Below are 19,691 nucleotides of genomic sequence, written 5' to 3'. Positions count from 1 at the left end.
GGCAGCAGACAAAACCGCGCCCCGTCTTTGCGAAATCATCCGGCAAGGGCGGCCAGCGCGGTGGGCAAAGACTCAATGAGGACGATAAACGAATGAGAACAACAAAGATCCTGCTGCACACGGGCGCCCTGGCGCTCAGCCTCATCGCCTCACAGGTGATGGCGGCCGTCTCTGCCGACGAAGCGGCCAAGCTCGGTACCACGCTGACCCCGATGGGCGCGGAAAAGGCCGGCAACGCCGATGGCTCGATTCCGGCCTGGACCGGTGGCCTGCCCAAGAACGCCGGCACTGCCGACAGCAAGGGCTTCCTCAGCGACCCGTTCGCCAGCGAGAAGCCGCTGTTCACCATCACCGCGCAGAACATGGACCAGTACAAGGACAAGCTGACCCCCGGCCAGCAGGCCATGTTCAAGCGCTACCCCGACACCTACAAGATGCCGGTGTACACCACGCACCGTACCGCTACTGTGCCGGATAACGTGCTGGAGGCGACCAAGAAGAACGCAACCAGCACCAAGTTGCTGCAAGGCGGCAACGGCCTGGAGAACTTCCAGGTGGCCAACCCCTTCCCGATTCCGAAGGACGGCCTGGAAGTCATCTGGAACCACATCACCCGTTACCGCGGCGGCCACGTGCGCCGTCTGGTGACCCAGGCCACCCCGCAGGTCAACGGTTCCTACTCGCTGGTGTACTTCCAGGACGAGTTCGTCTTCCGTACCGACCTGAAGGACTACGACGCCAGCAAGCCGAGCAACGTACTGTTCTACTTCAAGCAGCGTGTAACCGCTCCGGCGCGCCTGGCCGGTAACGTGCTGCTGGTGCACGAGACCCTCGACCAAGTGAAGGAACCGCGCCTGGCGTGGCTCTACAACGCCGGCCAGCGCCGCGTGCGCCGTGCCCCGCAGGTTTCCTACGACGGCCCGGGTACCGCAGCCGACGGCCTGCGTACCTCCGACAACCTGGACATGTACAACGGTGCGCCGGACCGCTACGACTGGAAACTGGTGGGCAAGCAGGAGCTGTACATCCCGTACAACAACTACAAGATGGACGATCCGAAGCTGAAGTATTCGGACATCATCAAGCCCGGCCACCTGAACCAGGACCTGGCCCGCTACGAGCTGCACCGCGTGTGGCACGTGACCGCGACCCTGAAGCCGGGCGAGCGTCACATCTACGCCAAGCGCGACTTCTTCATCGACGAGGACACCTGGCAGGCCGTAGAGATCGACCACTACGACGGTCGTGGCACCCTGTGGCGCGTAGCCGAGGCGTTCAACCAGTACTACTACAACTACCAGGTACCGTGGTACACCGCGGAAACCCTGTATGACCTGCTGTCCGGTCGCTACCTGGTGCTGGGCCTGAAGAACGAGGAGAAATCCGCCTACGACTTCAACTACAGCGCTTCGGAAAGCGACTTCACCCCGGCAGCGCTTCGCCAGGAAGGCGTGCGCTGATCCCCCGATCCCCACGGGTGGTTCCGCGGTGAAAAAAACCGGCCTTCGGGCCGGTTTTTTTATGGGAGATCATCTGTCAGATGAATGAAGGGCGAAATGTAGGACGGCTTCTGGTCATGTTGTGAGCAAAGGTAACAAAATCGACTTCTATTCCCGACCGCGAGCGGCTAGGCTCGGACGGCAGTGTGACCTTCGTTGACCGCTATAAGAGCTAGAGCAAGAGCCAGGCCGATGACCGACTTCTCGACTCTGCCAAGTCTGACCGATGTTCCCCCCAGTACGGCCGGCAGCCGCTTCTTCCGACCGCCGCTGCCGCATGGCCACGTCGCCCGTTCGCGGCTGTGCCAGCGCATGGCCGCGGGGCTGCAGGGACGGCTGATACTGGTATCCGCCCCGGCCGGGTTCGGCAAGAGCTCGCTGGCCATCGAATTCTGTCAGACGCTGGAAGATCACTGGCGCAGCCTGTGGCTGGGGCTCAGTGCCCGAGACAGCGACCCCGGACGTTTTCTTGAGCGCCTGCTCGAAGGCCTGCGCCTGCATTTTCCCACCCTCGGCGAGGAAGCCCTGGCCCTGCTGAAAATGCGCCAGCGCCACCAGCCGTTCGCCTTCGAAGCCTGGCTCGACGACCTGCTCGATGAACTGGTGGACAGCCTATCGGTGGAGCGCCCCCTGTTGCTGGTTCTGGACGACTACCACCTGGCCCAGGGCGCGGTGCTCGACCGATGCCTGCAATTCCTGCTCAATCACCAGCCCGCCGGCCTGGTCGTGCTGGTCACCAGCCGCCAGCGGCCGGACTGGCACCTGGCGCGCCTGCGCCTGTCGCGGCAGTTGCTGGAGTTCACCGAACAGGACCTGCGCCTGACCGTCGAGGAAACCGCGCAGTTGGTCAGCGCCAACGGCGCGCAACTCGACGACAATGCCCTCGATAACCTGGTCGAGCGCAGCGAAGGCTGGATCGCCGGGCTGCGCCTGTGGTTGCTGGCCCACGGCGACGAGCTGGCGGCCAAGGTGCCCGATCTGTCGGTACATGGCGCCGAAGAACTGATCCGCGACTATCTATTGGAAGAAGTGATCGACAAGCAGTCGCCGGAGGTCCAGATATTCCTGGCCCAGACCGCGCGCTTCGAACGCTTCTCCGCCGAACTGTGCGATGCGCTGCGCGATGCGCACGACAGTGCTTCCATCCTGCGACATCTGCAGCAGCACCAGGTTTTCCTCGTGCCGCTGGACGAGCAGGGCCAGTGGTTCCGCTATCACCACCTGTTTTCCGACCTGCTGCTCGCGCGCCCGCTACCCGGCTCCGGGCCTTCGGCAGCGGCGCTGCACCTGCGCGCCTGTCGCTGGTTCAGCGCCCAGGGGCTGTTCGATGACGCAGTGGAGCAGGCCCTGCGCGCCGGCCACCCGGAGGTCGCGGCGAGCCTGGTACAGAGCCTGTCCGAAGAGCAACTGCTGGCCGAGCAGAACGTCGCCACGCTGCTGCGCTGGAAGATGGACCTGCCCGACAGCCTGCTGGCCAGCACGCCGCGCCTGATCGTGCTGTACAGCTGGGCGCTGGCTCTGGCCTGCCAGCTGGATGCGGCCGAAGAGCTGGCGGCGCAACTGGCGCGCTTCCTGCCCGCCGCCGATGCCACGGCCCAGCGTGACCTGCTCGCGCAGTGGCAGGCGCTGGCCGGTGTGATCGCCCGGGGCCGTGGCGAGATCGACGCGGCCGAGCGGCATTGCGAAGAGGCCATGCACGGCCTCGGCCCGGAGCGCTTCGGCCCGCGCCTGCTGTGCCTTTCGACCCTGAGCAACCTGGCCATCGTGCGCGACGACCTGTGGCGTGCCCGCGGGCTCAACCGCGAAGCCCTGGAGCTGGCGCAGCGCTTCGGCAACCCGCTGTTCGAGGCCATGGTGCATTACGACCGTGCCCGCGTCCTGCAGGCACGTGGCGAGGTGCTGCGCGCCGAGGACGAGGTGCGCCAGGGGCTGGCGCGGTTGTCCGGCCTGTCTTCCCAGCGTCGCTACGCCGTGCGGGGTCGACTGATGCTTTACCAGGGTTACCTGCGCAGCCTCGCGCTGCAGCCGGACGAGGCGCGCAAGGGCCTCAAGGCCGGCATCGAGGAAGCCCGCGCCTGCCGAGACATCAGCCTGGTGATCGGCTTCTGCGTGCTGGCCAGCCTGGAAGGTCGGCTGGGCAATTACACCCGCGCCTTCGCCCACCTCGCCGAGGTCGAGCGGATGATGCATGTGTGGGACGTGCCGCCGGTCTACTACCTGTCGGCCATCACCCTGATCAAGTGCGAACTCTGGCTCGGCCAGGGCCAGGTCGAACTGGCCACAGCCTGGCTGGAGCGCCTGCGCGACACCTACACCGGCGACGAACCGGCCACCCCTCCGGAATGCTCGCCGCAGTTGCCGCGCAATGTGGAAATGCTGCAATCCCAGCTGGAACGCCGTGAAGGCCGCCTGGCCGACGCCGAGGCACGGCTGCGCGCGGTGGCCAGCGGCGCCCTGCAAGGCGGTGCGCAGTTGCAGGCGCGTTTCGCCCAGGGCCAGCTGGTCGCCCTGTTGCTGCAGGGCGGCCGCGAGCGCGAAGCGTCGTTCGAGTTGGGCGAATGCCTCAACGGCCTGGCAGTCGGCTTGCTGATCCCCCTGCAGGAAGTGCTGCAGCAACATCCGGAATGGCTGCGCGAGCAACTGGCGGTGCGAGCTTCTTCCCCGGCCATCGAGGCGCTGCGTGAGCGTCTGCCGGCGCCGCCGGAGCGCTGCGCGGTGCTCAACGATTGCCTGAGCGGGCGCGAGCTGGCGGTGCTGGAACTGATCGCCCAGGGCTGCTCGAACCAGGAGATCAGCGAGCGTCTGTTCATCTCGCTACACACCGTGAAAAGCCACGCTCGCCACATCAACGACAAGCTCGGTGTAGAACGCCGCACCCAGGCGGTGGCGCGGGCGAAGGAGATGGGGTTGTTGCGCTAGGGCACCCCGCTCTGAAGATCGTAGGGCGCATACCGCGCCAGCGTTATCCGCCGCGAGGCACTCGGCGGATAACCCGTTCCGGGTTATGCGCCCTACGGTTCTGAATAGCGATCCGCTGGCGCAGCCTCACATCCCCTTCTTCTTCTCCGCCTCCGGCGGCGCACTCAGGTCCAGCCCCTTGGGCACGGGCTGCCCCTTGGCCGGGGCGGCCAGTTGCTTCTGCACGTCTGCCTGGATCGCCTGCAGCACCGGCAGCAGGTCGCGCATGTTCTCGCGCACTTCCGGGTAGGCGTGCTTCTGCGACAGCTCATCCACGCGCATCAGCAGTTGCACGCGCACTTCCGGCGGCAGGTGGATGAAGAGTTCCGGCAACTGCTTGGCCAGCTCGGCGCTGTAGAGCACCAGGTCCTGGCGGTCGAACTGCGCGGTGAGGCCTAGGTAGTCCAGGGCGCTGCTGGTGAGCATCGAGGCGGCGGCCTTGGCTTCCTGCATGCCCTGCAGGCGCACCGGGTTGCGCTGCTCGCTCTGCGCCAGGGTCATCCAGAACTCTACCGTCAGGTTGAACAGGATCGCCTGTTCGCGCAGCGAGTAGCTCATCAGGCCCAGCGCCTCGGCACCATAGGGCTGCTTGGCGGCGCGGAAGTTGAAGTACAGGCGCATCAGCTCCTTGAGCTTGAACAGTACCTCGCGTGCCTCGTTTTGCCGCAGCTCCAGCGGGGCGTAGATGTTCAGCTGCGGGCGAAAGTTCTCCTCGCTGACCATGCGCTGGTAGATCGGCCCGGTGAATTCGCCGCTGCGTCGGGGCAGGCCGTTGACTTGGGTTTCGTCGATCTTTTTCAGTGCATCGATCAGCATCTGGTAGTCGGCGCTGGTCCAGTTGCGCTGGATGTCGGGAATCTTCTGGCCCAGGTAATACAGGTCGGCGGACAGGGCAGGGCGGCACAGGAGCAGCAACAGCACGGCCAGCGGCCACAGCGAGCGGCGAATGAGGATCGGCACGAACGGGCTTTCCTTGCGCGAGGGCGGGTCGGGCTAGGTTAGCGGGGCGAGCGGCCTGCGTCATCCCGTGGCAGGCCATCACACTACCTAGGTTGGGCGCGGCGGCGCGGGCGCTGTGGTGTGATTCAGCCTTTAGAACAACAAGCACGGGAGTCACTCGTCCATGACCGCTACATTGTCTGTGCAACCGCCGCTGGCTGAGGGCCTGGCCCGCTATGGTTTCGGCCCCCTGCCACTGGCCGCCTTGAAGGCGCGCTATGCCTCGCCCGAATCCGGTTCGAAGTTCATCCACGTCGACGGGTTCGACATCCACTACCGCGACGAAGGCAGCCCGGACAAGCCGGTGCTGGTGATGGTCCACGGCGTGATGGCCTCGCTGCACACCTGGGATGGCTGGGTTGCCGAGCTTTCCGAGCACTTCCGCATCATCCGCCTCGACGTGCCCGGCTTCGGCCTCACCGGCGGCGGCCAGGACCGCGAGTACGACGGCGAGCGCCTGGTGAAGGTGTTCGGCCTGTTCCTCGACCGCCTGGACCTCAAGCACGTATCCATCGCCGGCAACTCCCTGGGCGGCTACATCGCCTGGAACTACGCGCTGGCCAACGCCCACCGTGTCGAGCGGCTGATCCTCATCGACCCGGCCGGCTACTACATGCAGAAGGTGCCGCTGATGATCGCCAGCGCGGTGCTACCCGGCGCCGGGATCATGATGCCGATGTGGATGCCGCGCGCGCTGGTGGCGCAGGGCATCAAGGAAGTCTACGGCGATGCGCGCAAGATCAAGCCGGGCGTGATTGATCGCTACTACGACATCAGCCGCCGGCCGGGCAACCGCCGCGCGATGATCGACATCTTCCGTGTACTGGTGAAAGCCAACCGCGAGGAGCTTCCCACTACGCCCAACCGCGTTGCGGGGCTGAAGGTGCCGACGATGCTGATGTGGGGCGAGCGCGACCGCTGGATTTCGCCGCGCCACGTGCCGATGTGGCAGCGCGACGTGCCAGGCATCGAGGTGAAGGTCTATCCGGGCGTCGGGCATATCCCGATGGAGGAAATCCCCGAGGAATCGGCGGCGGATGCGTTGCGTTTCCTGCATGCATGATGGCTGATCGCTCGGTGAAAAAGCCCGGCCAAGTGCCGGGCGTTTTCGTTCTGCCGGATCGCTCTTCGCTGGGTGGTGTGGAGCGTAGCGATAGCCATCGATTCCCTCGCGCGGACAGCATGGGTATCGCTGCGCTCCACCCATCCTGCCCGGATGCTCCCGATTGCTTGGTGCGCTCCAGCAGCTCGCAGGGCGAATAGCGCGCCAGCGATACCCGCCGCGTAGTCGCCGGCGGATAACCTGTTCCAGGTTATGCGCCCTACGGTCTGCGATGGGACGCAAACGAAACCGCCCCGACAGAGCGGGGCGGTGTTCGAAGCGCAGGGCGAATCAGCCCGCGTGCGCCAGCGGCTGCGCGTCGTACTCCTTGCGCACCTCGTACAGCACATCGAGGTTGTTGTGCTGCCAGGGGTGGAAGTCGGAGTTGAAGAAGTCCATGTACTCGCGCAGCAATGGGCGGAATACGCCGTGCTTGCCCCAGGTCCACTTGAGGCCGTCGCGCCAGACGCGCCAGTTCCACAGCAATCCGTCCACCTTGAGCATGTGCACCAGCCCGCGGAAGGTATCCAGCACGAAGAAGAAGGTCGCCATGCGCATCGCACGGCGCAGCAGCTTGCGGCTGCCGCAGACCTGGTTGTAGACGTCGAAGGCCACCGCCTTGTGCTCGGTTTCCTCGAGCGCGTGCCAGCGCCACAGGCGCTGCATCACCGGGTCGGCACCTTCCATGGTGCGCGGATCGGTCAGCAGCCCGTTGGCCATGATCGCGGTGATGTGCTCCAGCGCGGCAGTCGCGGCCAGCTGACGCCTGGCCGGGAACTTCTTCTGGGTGAAACGGATGCGCGCCTGGGCGCGCTTCTCGATGGTGGTGATGTCATAACCCTGGTCGCGCAGACGCTGGCTGTAGGTCAGGTGCTCGCGGCTGTGGTGGCCTTCCTGGCCGATGAAGCCACGGATCTGTTCCTTGAGCACCGGGTCGGTGATCTGGTCGCGGAACTGCCGCACCGAGTCGATGAAGAAGCGTTCGCCGTCGGGGAAGAGCACCGACATGGCGTCGAACAGATGGGACTTGAAGGCGTCTCCGCCGTGCCAGTGACGCGGCAGCGGATCGGGCAGATCGAAGTCCATGTGCCGGGGCTTGATCTCCAGTCCTGCGGGGGTGGTGCTGGCCATGGCGGCTCCATTGTTGTGGTTGTCCATGGTCATTACTCTGGGCTTGTAGGGAAAGCGTCACAAGGTTATTGTCTGCCAACTTTCCGGTCATATCCGGCCAGCGGTCAGCATAAGAAAAACGATGAAACAACCGCTCAACTTCACCGCCGAACTGGTGCCCGTCGCCTATGCGCAGGCACTGCTCGATCTCGCCGAAGAGCTGGGCGTGCCGCGTGTGCGCCTGTTCGAGCTGGCCCGTGTGCGCCCCGAGGTACTGCAGAGCCCCAACGGACGCCTGTCTTTCATCGACTTCCATCAGCTCTCCAGTACCGCGCTGGTGCACTGCAACGAGCCAGCCTTCGGCCTGTTGCTGGGGCAGCGCTTGAACGTTTCCACCCACGGCATCCTCGGCTATGCGGTGTTGTCCAGTGCCAACCTCGGCCGTGCCATCGGTTTCGCCCTGAAGTACTACCGCGTGCTCGGCCTGGCCTACGACCTGGAGATGGTGGAGGACGGCGGCGTGTCCTACCTGCGCGCCAGCGAGTCGATTCCTCTCGGCCCCACCAGCCGCTTCGCCGCCGAAGGCCTGATGACCAGCCTGCACACCATCGCCCGCTTCCTGGTCGGCGAACCGTTGCAGGGTGTCAGCGTCGGCTTTGCCCATGCCGAGCCGGCCTACGCCGAACGGTACGCCGAGGTGTTCGGCTGCGAGGTGCTGTTCGACCAGCCGTTCCACTTCATCGGCCTGCCCAGCGAATACCTGGCGCGGCCCATGGCGCTGGCCAACCCGGCCACGGTGCAGATGTGCGAGCAGCAGTGCGAGGCGCTGCTGGCCACGCTGGACGTCCAGGAAGGCTTGTTGACCCGCATCCGTCGCCTGCTGCTGGCGCGCCCCGGTGAGTTCCCCGACCTGGAAGCGGTCGCCGCCGACCTGCACACCAGCGGCCGCAGCCTGCGTCGACATCTTTCGAACCTGGGCACCACCTACCAGGAAGTGCTCGACGACGTGCGCAAGCGCCTGGCCCTGCAATACCTCACCACGACCCACTTGCCGCTCTACGAGATCGCGCTGCTGCTGGGCTTCAACGACCCGTCGAACTTCCGCCGGGCGTTCCGCAAGTGGACGGGCAAGCTGCCCACGGACTACCGCCAGGGCGACTGAACACTCGATCCATCGACTCGCCAGGGCGGGGCGGAATCGGCGAAAATACCCGCCGTGTTCTTCCGCAACCGAGCGAGTCTTCGATGAGCGAACAGCCTGCCCTGATCCGCGAAACCTTCCCCGTCGGCCCCTTGCAGTGCAACTGCACCATCATCGGCGACCCGCTGACGAAGAAGGCCATCGTCGTCGATCCGGGTGGCGACCACGAACTCATCCTGCAGCGCCTAGACGCGCTGGGGCTGAAGGTGGTCAGCATCATCCATACCCACGCGCACCTGGACCACTTCCTCGCTTCCGGGCAGATGAAGGAGAAGACCGGCGCGACCCTGCACCTGCACAAAGATGACCAGTTCCTCTGGGACAACCTGGAGATGCAGTGCCGTATGTTCGGCGTCCCCTATACGCCGGTGCCTTCGCCGGACCAATGGCTGGCCGATGACGAAGAACTGGCCTGCGGCTGCGGCGTGGCACTGCACACCCCTGGGCATACACCGGGCTCGATGAGCTTCTGGTTTCCTCAGGACAAGCTACTGATCGCTGGCGACACGCTGTTCCGTCGCAGCATCGGCCGCACCGACCTGTGGGGCGGCGACTACGCCACTATCGAGCGCTCGATCCGCGACCGCCTGTACTCGCTGGACGAAGACGCGACCGTGGTCACGGGGCATGGCCCGGATACCACCCTGGGCGACGAGATGCGGGAAAATCCCTTCATCCGTGCTTAAGGTTGCTACGGAATTATTTGCACGACCTAAGCTCTAACCTGCCGCCCGCTAATGGGTGTTTCGCTATTTCGAGGAGTCATCCGACATGTTCACCGCACGTAGTCTGTCCATGGTTGCGGCTGCCACCGCCCTTGCCCTCATGGCCGGTTGCGCCTCCCAGAACCCCTATGACCCCAACACCCAGGCCCCGCCAGCCGAGGGCGGCATGAGCAAGACCGCCAAGTACGGTGCGCTGGGTGCGCTGGCTGGCGCCGTCGCCGGTGCCGCGATCAACCATGACAACCGTGGCAAGGGCGCAATGATCGGCGCCGCCGCCATCGGTGCTGCCGCCGCTGGCTACGGCTACTACGCCGACAAGCAGGAAGCCAAGCTGCGCCAGCAGATGCAGGGCACCGGTGTGCAGGTCGAGCGCCAAGGTGACGACATCAAGCTGATCATGCCGGGCAACATCACCTTCGCCACCGACTCGGCGAACATCGCACCGTCCTTCTATACCCCGCTGAACAACCTGGCCAACTCCTTCAAGGAGTTCAATCAGAACAGCATCGAGATCGTCGGTTACACCGACAGCACCGGCAGCCGCCAGCACAACATGGACCTGTCCCAGCGTCGTGCGCAGTCTGTTGCCTCCTACCTGACCTCCCAGGGCGTCGACGGCACTCGCGTCAGCACCCGTGGCATGGGCCCGGACCAGCCGGTTGCCTCCAACGCCGACGCCAACGGCCGCGCGCAGAACCGCCGCGTGGAAGTGAACCTGAAGGCCCTGCCGAACGCTCAGACCCAGCAGTACCAGCAGTAAGCGCTGCCCATGAAAAAGCCCGCCGATTGGCGGGCTTTTTTGTGCCTGGGGGAAGGGTCGTAGGAGCGGGCTCCATCCGCGATGATTTCCCTGCGCGCTGTGATCCATCGTTGGCGTCGCTTTCGTAGGGCGGATAACGCGCCAGCGTTATCCGCCGGCAGGACTTTGGCGGATAACCTGCTCCAGGTTATGCGCCCTACGGATCGAGTCAGGCCTTGGCCGCGGGGAACTCGCGGTGCAGCTGGCTCAGCAACTGGTCCTTGCGCTCCCACAGCTGGTTCACCCACAGCTGGAACTCGGCGCGATAGCCCTCGTCCTGGTCATAGCTCTTGCCGATGAACTGGCGGGGGATTTCCAGCTCCTCGAAGCGCACCACCACCGAGCGCAGGCGGCCGGACAGCAGGCACCAGAAGGTCGGGCGGCCGTCGGGGTAGTGGATGGTCACGTTCACCAGGGTACGCAGCTGCTCGCCCATGGCATCGAGGACGAAGGCAATGCCGCCGGCCTTGGGCTTGAGCAGGTGCTGGAACGGCGAGTTCTGCTCGTCATGCTTGGCCGGGGTGAAGCGGGTGCCTTCGAGGAAGTTGAAGATCGCCACCGGGATGCGGCTGAACTTGGCGCACGCCTTGCGGGTGGTTTCCAGGTCCTTGCCTTTTTTCTCCGGGTGCTTGGCGAGGTAGGCCTTGGTGTAGCGCTTCATGAAGGGGAAATCGAGCGCCCACCAGCACAGGCCGATCACCGGGACCCAGATCAGCTCCTGCTTGAGGAAGAAGCGCAGCAGCGGAATACGGCGGTTGAGCTGGTATTGAAGGACGAGGATGTCCACCCAGCTCTGGTGGTTGCTGGTGACCAGGTAGGAGTGGTCGTAGTGCAGGCCCTGCAGGCCCTGGACGTTCCAGCCGGTGTTGCGGACCAGGTTCATCCAGCCCTTGTTGCAACTGATCCAGCTCTCGGCGATCACGCTCATGACCTTGCTGAGCGCCAGCTGGGCCGCTTCGAAGGGCAGTAGCAGCTTGATGATCGACATGCTCAGCAGCGGAATGCACCAGCACAGCGTGCTCGTCACCAGGATCAGGGTGGCGAGAATGCCGCGCAGAGTGTGCGGAAGAAAACTCAACATCGAGGAATGGTCCTTGTACGTAGGCGCCCGGTCGGCCGGGCGCGTGATGCGTTCTTGGGCACATCCCTCGTGCCTTGGGTTTCAGCCGTCCTTGCCGCTGTCTGCCTGGATCGCCGTCAGCGCGATGGTATAGACGATGTCGTCCACCAGCGCCCCGCGCGACAGGTCGTTCACCGGTTTGCGCAGGCCCTGCAGCATCGGCCCGATGCTGACGCAGTCGGCGCTGCGCTGGACCGCCTTGTAGGTGGTGTTCCCGGTGTTCAGGTCGGGGAACACGTACACGTTGGCGCGTCCGGCCACCGGGCTGTCGGGCGCCTTCTGGCGGCCCACGCTGGCGATGGCGGCGGCATCATACTGCAAGGGGCCGTCGATCAACAGATCGGGGCGTTTTTCCCGCGCGATGCGCGTAGCTTCGCGGACTTTCTCGACATCTGCGCCAGTTCCGGAGTCGCCGGTGGAGTAGCTGATCATCGCCACCCGCGGGGTGATGCCGAACGCCTGCGCCGAGGCGGCACTCTGCAGGGCGATCTCCGCCAGGTCACTGGCCGAAGGATCGGGATTCACGGCGCAGTCGCCGTAGACCACCACCTGGTCGGGCAGCAACATGAAGAACACCGAGGACACCAGGTTGTAGCCGGGCGCCGTCTTGATCAGTTGCAAGGCCGGGCGAATGGTGTTGGCGGTGGTGTGGATGGCGCCGGAGACCAGGCCGTCCACTTCATCCAGGGCGAGCATCATGGTGCCCAGCACCACGTTGTCCTCCAGTTGCTGCTCGGCCATCGGCGCGTTCAGGCTCTTGCCCTTGCGCAGCTCGACCATGGGCTCGACGTAGCGGCTGCGCACCAGGTCCGGGTCGACCACTTCCAGGTCCTCGGGCAGCACGATGCCCAGCATCTGCGCCACGGCCTGTACGTCGTCGGGCTTGGCCAGCAATACGCAGCGGGCGATGCCGCGGGCGTGGCAGATGGCGGCGGCCTGCACGGTGCGCGGTTCGCTGCCTTCGGGCAGGACAATGCGCTTGCCGGCGCGGTTGGCGCGCTGGGTCAGCTGGTAGCGGAACACCGGCGGCGACAGGCGCAGTTCGTGGGGCGCGCCGCAGCGGTCCTTGAGCCATTCGAAGTCGATGTGCTCGGCGACGAACTCGGTGACGCGCTCGGCGCGTTCGCGGTCGTCCACCGGGATTTCCTTGTTCATCCGCGACAGGTCGCCGGCGGTGTCGAACGAGCCGGTCTTCACCGTCAGCACCGGGAGGCCGCTCTGCAGCGCGCTGCGGCACAGTTCGAGGATGCGCGCGTCCGGCGTCAGGCCCGAGCACAGCAGCAGGCCGGCCAGCGGCACGCCATTCATGGCGGCCAGGCAGGCGGCGAGGATGATGTCGTCGCGGTCGCCCGGCACCACCACCAGCACGCCCGGCTTGAGCAGGTGCACGGTGTTGGGCGCCGAGGGCGCGCAGAGGATGATCTTCTGCACGCGGCGTTGTTCGTAATCGCCGGCGTTGAGCACGCTGGCGTCCAGCAGGTCGGCCACGTCGCGGGTACGCGGGGCGTTCATCTCGTCCTGCCAGGGAATGCAGCCGACCAGGCGCACGTCGCCGTCGCGCAGCAGCGGCGAGTGTTCCTTCAGGCGCTCGCCGAACAACCGCGCGGCTTCCTCGGCGTCGCGGGGCATGTCCTCGCGCTCGCCGCCGCGCACCTTGTTCACGATCAGGCCGGCCAGGTGCGGGTCGCGCGGGCCGCCGAACAGCTGGGCGAGGATCTCGATGCGGTCGGACAGCTCGCTCACCGTCTCGTTGTCCGGCGCGGAGACGAGGATCACCTCGGCGTCCACGCTGCGCGCCAGGTGCGCGTTGATACGCGCGGCGTAGCTGGCGTGCTTGGTCGGCACCATGCCCTCGACGATCATCACGTCCTTGTCGACGGCGGCGCTGTTGTACATGCCGACGATGTCCTCGAGCAGCTCGTCGAGCAGGCCGTCGCCGAGCATGCGCTCGACCTTGGATAGCGATAGCGGGGTGGGTGCGTTGAGGCCGTGGGTGCGCGCGACCAGTTCGCTGGAACGCTCCGGGCCGTCGTCCCCGGCGTGGGGCTGGGCGATGGGCTTGAAGAAGCCGACTTTCAGGCCGGCGCGTTGCAGGGCGCGGATCAAGCCCAGGCTGGTGGACGTCAGGCCGACACCGAAACCGGTCGGCGCGAGGAAGAAGGTGTGCATCCGGGCTCCTTAAGCCGTGCGGGAGTGGTCTGTGCCCTTGTGGGGCGCGACCGATGAATCTTCAGTCGAGCACGGCCAGGGTGTCGAGCGCGATCTGTTTTTCCTCGTTGGTGGGGATCACCAGTACGCGGGGGTGGCCGGACAGGTGGATCGGCCCGCCGACGCCACGCACGCAGCGGGCATTGGCTTCGCCATCGAGTTCGAGATTGAGCACATGCAGGTGCTTGACCGTGAGGTTGCGCACCAGCGCGGAGTTCTCGCCGATGCCACCGGTGAAGATGATGCCGTCCAGGCGCGGGAGCGCACAGGTCAGCGAGGCCAGGGACTTGGCCAATCGGTAACAGAATACTTCGATGGCCAGCGCCGCATTGGCGTGGCCCTGCTCGCGGGCGTTCTCCAGGGTACGCATATCGTTGGACAGCCCCGACAGGCCGAGCAGGCCGCTGTCGTGGTTGAGCATGTGGTCGATCTTTTCCAGGCTCCAGCCCAGGGTGCGCGCCAGGTGGCTGTGCAGGTTCGGGTCGACGTCACCGGAGCGGGTGCCCATCATCAGGCCTTCCAGCGGGGTCAGGCCCATGCTGGTGTCGCGGCTCTGGCCGTTGGCGATGGCGCAGGTGGAGCTGCCGTTGCCCAGGTGCGCGGACAGCCAGTAGCTGTCGCCCACCGCCAGCCCGCTCATCTCGGCGGCCTTGTGGCTGACATAGCGGTGGCTGGTGCCGTGGAAGCCGTAGCGGCGTACGTGCTGCTCGCGGTACAGCGGCTCGGGGATGGCGTAGCGGTAGGCGCGCTCGGGCAGGCTCTGGTGGAAGGCGGTGTCGAATACCGCGATGTGCGGCAGGTCCGGATAGAGCGCCATGGCGGCGTCGATACCGACCAGGTTGGCCGGGTTGTGCAGCGGCGCCAGCGGCGAGGTCTCGCGGATCGCGCTGAGCACTTCTTCGGTCAGGCGCGAGGCCTGGGTGAAGCGCTCGCCGCCGTGTACTACGCGGTGGCCGATGGCATGCAGTTCGCCCTGCGCGGCTTGGGCTACCAGCGGCAGCAGGCGGGCGAGGGCAGCCTTGTGGTCGGCGCCGGGAATCTCCAGTGTTTGCGGCTGCTCGTCGGTCTCGCCCTGCCAGCGCAGGCTGGCGCCATTAGCGCCGAGGCGTTCGGCCAGGCCGTGGAGGATGAAATCGTCGCGGCCCTCTCGAACCAGAGCGAACTTGATCGACGAACTACCGCAGTTGATCACCAGGATATTGCGAGCCGGCATGCATACTCCTTGTTGCTGTCGGAATCTTTGGCGCACCAGCCGCAGGGGAAGTCGCGGCCGATCTGCGCCATGCGCTGCTGCGGGTCCAGCACCCAGGGCCGAGACTGCCAGGGCGGCTGGTGGCGCAGATGCTGGGTATGGCCGCAGGACAAGACTGCCACCCAGTGGCCGTCTTCGTCCTGATGAAAGTCAAGCAGGCGCGGCGGGGCCGCGTGATCCCGTCCGTCCGTCTTCGGGTCGCATTCGGGGGCGTCGCCGCGTAAACTTACGCGCTCAACTTCTATATCAGATAGGTTTCGAACCATGCAGATCGCGGCCAACAAGGCGGTTTCCATCGACTATACCCTGACCAACGACGCGGGTGAGGTCATCGACAGCTCCGCCGGTGGCGCTCCGCTGGTTTACCTGCACGGCGCCAGCAACATCATCGGCGGCCTGGAAAAGGCCCTGGAAGGCAAGCAGGTCGGTGACGAGCTGGACGTGACCGTCGAGCCGGCCGATGCCTACGGCGAATACAGCGCCGAGCTGGTTGCCACCCTGACCCGCGAAATGTTCGAAGGCGTGGACGAGCTGGAAGTCGGCATGCAGTTCCACGCTTCCGCGCCGGACGGCGGCATGCAGATCGTCACCATCCGCGACATCGAAGGCGATGACGTGATCGTCGACGGCAACCACCCGCTGGCCGGCCAGCGCCTGAACTTCAAGGTGAAAGTGGTCGACATCCGCGACGCTTCCGCCGAAGAAGTCGCCCATGGCCACGTGCATGGCGAAGGTGGTCACCACCACTGATTGCCGTCACTCGGTCGCCTTCGACCGGGTGCAGCCATCATTGAGCTGCTACGCTCAATCGTGAAAGGCGCCTTCGGGCGCCTTTCTCATGCAAGTCGCTGTAACTGCAAAGAATGCCAGGGCATTTTTCCCGTATCGACTGGGATTGCGCAGCACGACGGACGCGTTGTCCGCTCCCTGCGCGGGCACTTTGTGCCTACCTCTTCAAGGAGCAAGCAATGAGCGCTTTTCACGATCTGACGCTGCATGGTCTCGACGGCCAGGATCTGCCGCTGGCCCCGCTCAAGGGCAAGGTCGTGCTGGTGGTCAACGTCGCCTCGAAATGCGGCCTGACTCCGCAGTACACCGGTCTGGAGCAGCTCTACCAGCAATACAAGGATCAGGGGTTCGTGGTGCTGGGCCTGCCATGCAACCAGTTCGCCGGGCAGGAGCCGGGCAGCGAATCCGAGATCCAGTCGTTCTGCTCGCTGAACTACGGGGTCAGCTTCCCCATGTCGGGCAAGCTCGAGGTGAACGGCTCCGAGCGCCACCCGCTGTACCGTCTGCTCGCGGGCGAGGGCGCCGAGTTCCCCGGCGACATCACCTGGAATTTCGAGAAGTTCCTCCTCGGCCCGGATGGCCGTGTGCTGGCCCGCTTCAGCCCGCGCACCACGCCGGATGATCCGGCGCTGATCCACGCTATCGAGAAGGCGCTGGGCGCCTGATCTTTCCCGGCGGGAGAGGGCGCATGCGCCAATCCCGCCGGCATTTCTCCCTTTCGTCTTGTTCCACGCCGATGGTGGCGGCTTAATCGGGCGACCTGCTTCCGGAGCCCGCCATGAGCCGTTTTGCCGTCGAGTCCGCCTGCCTGCCCGCCACGCCCGATGCCTTGCGCGCCCTGATCGAACAGCGCCGCGCGGTGCGCCGTTTCCTCGACGAGCCGGTGCCGGATGTCGTGCTGCGCGACTGCCTGGAACAGGCGGTGCTGGCGCCCAATGCCTGCAACCTGCAGCCCTGGAGCTTCCAGGTGATACGCGATGCCGAGCTGCGCCGCCGGCTGGCGCCAGTGTGCCTGGGGCAGAATGCGGCGCGCACGGCTCCGGTGCTGATCGCCGTGCTGGCGCGCCCGGATACCTGGCGCGAGTCCTGCGCGGCGATCCTCGATCAGTGGCCCGAAGCTAACGTTCCGGACAAGGTGCGCGACTTCTACCAGCGCACCGCGCCCTTCCAGTACAACCAGGGCGCGTTCGGCCTTCTCGGGCTGTTCAAGCGTGCGCTCTACTCGGTGGTCGGCCTGCGCCGCGCGCTGATGCGCCAACCCAACAGCCACGCCGAGATGCGGCTGTGGGCGGTGAAGTCCACCTCGCTGGCGGCGCAGAACCTGATGCTCGCCTTGCAGAGCCACGGCTTTGCCACCTGCCCCATGGAGGGCTTCGACGAGGTGCGGCTGCGCAAGGTGCTGCAGATTCCCCGGCGCGCAGTGCCGATCATGCTGCTGGCCGTCGGGCGGGCTGCCGACAACGGCGTCTACAATCCGCGCCTGCGCTTCCCGCTGGAGCAGCGCGTCAGCTGGCACTGACCGCATCGGGGCGCGTCAGCACGCCCATGCGTCCGCCGCCGAAGGACCAGTCGTCCGCCTCGCTGGTGGTGATCTGCACCATCACGTCCTCGCTGGCCAATCCCAGTCGCTCGCCCAGCAGCGCGTTGAGCCGGCGGTAGAGTGCCTGCTTGATCTGCGAGTCCCGTGGGCGGCCGATGGTGATGGCGATCAGCACGAAGTCGTTGCTCCGCGGCCCTCCCAGGTAGTGACGGTTGAACACGAACTCTTCTGCCTCGTGCTGGTGGATCATCACGAACTGATCGCCCTCCGGCACGTTGAAGGCCTCGTGCATGGCGTCGTAGACGGTGTCGGCGAGAGTGCGCAGGTAGTCGGGCTGCTTGCCCTTGAGCAGGGAGATGCGGACGGTAGGCATGGGGTTATTCCTCTTCGAGACGGTTGAGAGCGGAAGCAGCGGTCGGCCAGCCGCTGTAGAAGGCCAGGTGGGTGATCAGCTCGACCAGCTCCTCGCGGGTCAGGCCGTTGTCGCGGGCCAGTTGGAGATGGAAGGGCAACTGCTCCAGCCGTCCCATCGCGACCAGTGCCGCAACGGTCGCCAGGCTGCGTTCTCGCGGGGCCAGTTGCGGGCGCTGCCAGATATCGCCGAACAGCACTTGCTCGGTGATCTGCGCCAGTTTGGGAGCCTGCCGCTGCAGGGCGGGGGAAACCCGGGGTGGAGAAGACATCGTGCCGTTCCTCTTCGGTGACTTGACGAGTTCAGGCTATCCCGGCAAGTTGATTCAGAAAATCGGGAAATATTTTACCAACAGTTCGATTAATCAGGATGGTTGCCATGGCCCGCATCAACTTCGACTTGGACGTGCTGCGCACCTTCGTCACCGGCATCGAACTGGGCAGCTTCGCCCGCGCGGCGGATCGCCTGGGGCGTTCCACTTCCGCCGTCAGCGCGCAGCTGAAGAAGCTGGAAGAGCAGGCCGGCACCCCGGTGCTGCGCCGTGAAGGGCGCGGCATGGCGCTGACCGAGGCGGGCGAGACGCTGCTGGCCTACGCCCGTCGCCTGCTGGAGTTGAACGACGAGGCGGCCGGCGCCTTGCGCGGCGGCTCGCTGGAAGGCCGGGTGCGACTCGGCCTGCAGGAAGACTTCGGCGAAACCCTGCTGCCCGCTGTGCTGGCGCGCTTCGCCCGCGCCCATCCCAAGGTGCGCATCGAAGTGCGCACGGCGCGCAACCAGCAGCTCATCGAAGGCGTGCGCAGCGGCGAGCTGGACCTGGCGCTGGCCTGGGAAACCGGCGAGCGCACGCCGCACATGGAGCGCATCGGCGCGGTGGCGCAGTGCTGGATCGGAGCACCGGACGCCCTCCCGTCGCCTAGCGCGGAACCCTTGCCGCTGGTAATGCTGGAGGCGCCGTGCCTGCTGCGCAGCGCGGCAACGGCGGCGCTGGACCGGGCTGGCATCGCCTGGCGCGTGGCCTTTACCAGTGCCGGGTTGTCCGGCATCTGGGCGGCGGTTGGCGCCGGCTTGGGCGTCGGCCTGCGCACGCCGATCGGTCTGCCGGCCAGCGTCGAACGGCTGGACGCCGCGCGCACCGGGTTGCCGGTGATGGCGCCGCTGGGTCTGTGCCTGCACCGTGGCGAAGCCGAGCCGGAAGCGGTCGTGGAGCGCCTGCGGGAACTGCTGCAGGAGGGCGTGGCGGAGCTGCTGGAAAGCCCGGCGATTCGCTGATCCGCTTCTGGGGGAAAATCACTGCGATCAATGGTGCTGGAAAAAGCGAGACGACCGGTCATATTCTTGCGCCCATGAACAGTATCCGACTCGACAAACGCGACCTGATCCTCGCCAAGGGCTCCCTGGCGATGACCCGCAGCGGCTACCACGGCACCGGCGTGCAGGACATCGTCCAGGCAGCCGGCATCCCCAAGGGCTCCTTCTATCACTACTTCGAGAGCAAGGAAGACTTCGCTCTGCAGGCCCTGGAGCATCTGTACGCGCCGCGCCTGGCTCGTTACGCCGAGGCGCTGGGCAACCCGGCATTGGGCCCGCGTGCACGTATCCTCACCTATTACCGCGAACTCCTGGCGCACTTCGCCCGCCAGGAGAAGCTCGAATACCACTGCTTCATCGGTAGCCTGAGCTTCGAGATGGCGGAGCTGTCGCCAGCCATCGCCGAACGGGTGGATGGCATCCTCCAGCAGTCCATCGACACCCTGCGCGGCTGCCTGGCCGATGCCCAGCGCGCCGGTGAGCTGCCGGCAACAGAGGACGCCGAATCCCTGGCCGAGTTCATCGGCAACGCCTGGCAGGGTGTGCTGGCGCGCATGAAAGTCAGCGCCTCACTCAAGCCCGTAGAACGCTTTATCGAACGCCTGGAGCACCTGCTTCAGGCCTGATCTGCCTGAGTTATCCCCACCCTTAAATTGAAAAACGAGACGA

At 65.8% G+C, this 19,691-nt stretch carries 19 protein-coding genes; 11 read left to right on the top strand and 8 right to left on the bottom strand.

Annotation, left to right across the window (positions count from 1 at the left end):
• Window positions 1-92 precede the first annotated feature (92 nt).
• Both ACIPK7_RS03360 and ACIPK7_RS03355 read left to right on the top strand, forming a co-directional pair.
• Window positions 93-1,460 (top strand): DUF1329 domain-containing protein, encoded by a 1,368-nt coding sequence (locus ACIPK7_RS03360; RefSeq protein WP_192430793.1) that lies wholly within the window; start codon window positions 93-95, stop codon window positions 1,458-1,460.
• A gap of 231 nt (window positions 1,461-1,691) precedes the next feature.
• Window positions 1,692-4,418: a LuxR C-terminal-related transcriptional regulator gene (locus ACIPK7_RS03355; protein WP_401085266.1), complete on the top strand. Its 2,727-nt coding sequence runs from the start codon at window positions 1,692-1,694 to the stop codon at window positions 4,416-4,418.
• Window positions 4,419-4,544: 126 nt separating this feature from the next.
• Here ACIPK7_RS03355 and ACIPK7_RS03350 read toward each other — a convergent pair whose 3' ends face one another.
• On the bottom strand, window positions 4,545-5,417 hold the full coding sequence (locus ACIPK7_RS03350; protein WP_401085263.1) for a hypothetical protein: 873 nt from the start codon (window positions 5,415-5,417) through the stop codon (window positions 4,545-4,547).
• A 163-nt stretch (window positions 5,418-5,580) separates the two neighbouring features.
• Here ACIPK7_RS03350 and ACIPK7_RS03345 point away from each other — a divergent pair, with 163 nt between their 5' ends.
• Window positions 5,581-6,519, top strand: a complete 939-nt coding sequence (locus ACIPK7_RS03345) for an alpha/beta fold hydrolase (protein ID WP_401085260.1) — start codon at window positions 5,581-5,583, stop codon at window positions 6,517-6,519.
• A gap of 330 nt (window positions 6,520-6,849) precedes the next feature.
• On the opposite strand, the gene ACIPK7_RS03340 is transcribed toward ACIPK7_RS03345, so the two are convergent.
• Window positions 6,850-7,689, bottom strand: a complete 840-nt coding sequence (locus ACIPK7_RS03340; RefSeq protein ID WP_401085604.1) for a metal-dependent hydrolase — start codon at window positions 7,687-7,689, stop codon at window positions 6,850-6,852.
• A gap of 121 nt (window positions 7,690-7,810) precedes the next feature.
• On the opposite strand from ACIPK7_RS03340, the gene ACIPK7_RS03335 reads away from it, so the two are divergent.
• The 3 genes from ACIPK7_RS03335 (at window position 7,811) to ACIPK7_RS03325 (ending at window position 10,354) form a co-directional block, all read left to right on the top strand.
• Complete coding sequence (locus tag ACIPK7_RS03335; RefSeq protein WP_192430789.1) at window positions 7,811-8,830, top strand: AraC family transcriptional regulator; 1,020 nt, start codon at window positions 7,811-7,813, stop codon at window positions 8,828-8,830.
• A gap of 83 nt (window positions 8,831-8,913) precedes the next feature.
• Window positions 8,914-9,555: an MBL fold metallo-hydrolase gene (locus tag ACIPK7_RS03330; protein WP_192430788.1), complete on the top strand. Its 642-nt coding sequence runs from the start codon at window positions 8,914-8,916 to the stop codon at window positions 9,553-9,555.
• Between the two features lie 85 nt (window positions 9,556-9,640).
• The gene (locus ACIPK7_RS03325; protein WP_192430787.1) at window positions 9,641-10,354 is read left to right on the top strand and encodes an OmpA family protein; all 714 of its coding nucleotides are present in this window, start codon (window positions 9,641-9,643) and stop codon (window positions 10,352-10,354) included.
• Window positions 10,355-10,562: 208 nt separating this feature from the next.
• Here the strand turns inward: ACIPK7_RS03325 and ACIPK7_RS03320 are convergent, their stop codons facing one another.
• The 4 genes from ACIPK7_RS03320 to ACIPK7_RS03305 form a co-directional block, all read right to left on the bottom strand.
• Complete coding sequence (locus ACIPK7_RS03320) at window positions 10,563-11,474, bottom strand: acyltransferase (RefSeq protein ID WP_401085255.1); 912 nt, start codon at window positions 11,472-11,474, stop codon at window positions 10,563-10,565.
• An 81-nt stretch (window positions 11,475-11,555) separates the two neighbouring features.
• Entirely contained in the window at window positions 11,556-13,682 is a 2,127-nt protein-coding gene (gene pta, locus ACIPK7_RS03315) for a phosphate acetyltransferase (RefSeq protein WP_401085252.1), read from the bottom strand.
• Between the two features lie 61 nt (window positions 13,683-13,743).
• Window positions 13,744-14,934: an acetate kinase gene (locus ACIPK7_RS03310; RefSeq protein WP_401085249.1), complete on the bottom strand. Its 1,191-nt coding sequence runs from the start codon at window positions 14,932-14,934 to the stop codon at window positions 13,744-13,746.
• The gene (locus ACIPK7_RS03305; protein ID WP_401085246.1) at window positions 14,910-15,269 is read right to left on the bottom strand and encodes a DUF3565 domain-containing protein; all 360 of its coding nucleotides are present in this window, start codon (window positions 15,267-15,269) and stop codon (window positions 14,910-14,912) included. The genes ACIPK7_RS03310 and ACIPK7_RS03305 overlap by 25 nt, the downstream gene beginning before the upstream one ends.
• Between ACIPK7_RS03305 and ACIPK7_RS03300 the strand changes: the two genes are divergently transcribed.
• The 3 genes from ACIPK7_RS03300 (at window position 15,238) to ACIPK7_RS03290 (ending at window position 17,281) form a co-directional block, all read left to right on the top strand.
• On the top strand, window positions 15,238-15,723 hold the full coding sequence (locus ACIPK7_RS03300; protein ID WP_192430782.1) for a peptidylprolyl isomerase: 486 nt from the start codon (window positions 15,238-15,240) through the stop codon (window positions 15,721-15,723). The two genes, ACIPK7_RS03305 and ACIPK7_RS03300, sit on opposite strands and share 32 nt — an antisense overlap.
• 218 nt (window positions 15,724-15,941) lie before the next feature.
• Entirely contained in the window at window positions 15,942-16,427 is a 486-nt protein-coding gene (locus ACIPK7_RS03295) for a glutathione peroxidase (protein WP_192430781.1), read from the top strand.
• 113 nt (window positions 16,428-16,540) lie between these two features.
• Complete coding sequence (locus tag ACIPK7_RS03290; protein ID WP_192430780.1) at window positions 16,541-17,281, top strand: nitroreductase family protein; 741 nt, start codon at window positions 16,541-16,543, stop codon at window positions 17,279-17,281.
• Here the strand turns inward: ACIPK7_RS03290 and ACIPK7_RS03285 are convergent.
• Together ACIPK7_RS03285 and ACIPK7_RS03280 are read right to left on the bottom strand one after the other, a co-directional pair.
• Window positions 17,268-17,675 carry a tautomerase family protein gene (locus tag ACIPK7_RS03285; protein WP_401085242.1) on the bottom strand — a complete coding sequence of 136 codons (408 nt, stop codon included), beginning with the start codon at window positions 17,673-17,675 and terminating at the stop codon, window positions 17,268-17,270. The genes ACIPK7_RS03290 and ACIPK7_RS03285 overlap by 14 nt on opposite strands.
• 4 nt (window positions 17,676-17,679) lie before the next feature.
• Window positions 17,680-17,985 carry a carboxymuconolactone decarboxylase family protein gene (locus ACIPK7_RS03280; protein ID WP_401085239.1) on the bottom strand — a complete coding sequence of 102 codons (306 nt, stop codon included), beginning with the start codon at window positions 17,983-17,985 and terminating at the stop codon, window positions 17,680-17,682.
• A 107-nt stretch (window positions 17,986-18,092) separates the two neighbouring features.
• Here ACIPK7_RS03280 and ACIPK7_RS03275 point away from each other — a divergent pair, with 107 nt between their 5' ends.
• Window positions 18,093-18,983: a LysR substrate-binding domain-containing protein gene (locus ACIPK7_RS03275; protein ID WP_401085236.1), complete on the top strand. Its 891-nt coding sequence runs from the start codon at window positions 18,093-18,095 to the stop codon at window positions 18,981-18,983.
• A gap of 74 nt (window positions 18,984-19,057) precedes the next feature.
• A complete protein-coding gene (locus tag ACIPK7_RS03270) occupies window positions 19,058-19,648 on the top strand; it encodes a TetR/AcrR family transcriptional regulator (RefSeq protein ID WP_401085233.1) in 591 nt (196 codons plus the stop codon).
• Window positions 19,649-19,691: the final 43 nt, after the last annotated feature.

This window comes from Pseudomonas sp. NPDC086581 (genome assembly GCF_044746165.1).
Lineage (GTDB): Bacteria > Pseudomonadota > Gammaproteobacteria > Pseudomonadales > Pseudomonadaceae > Pseudomonas.
This window is presented reverse-complemented; position numbering and strand designations above follow the sequence as displayed.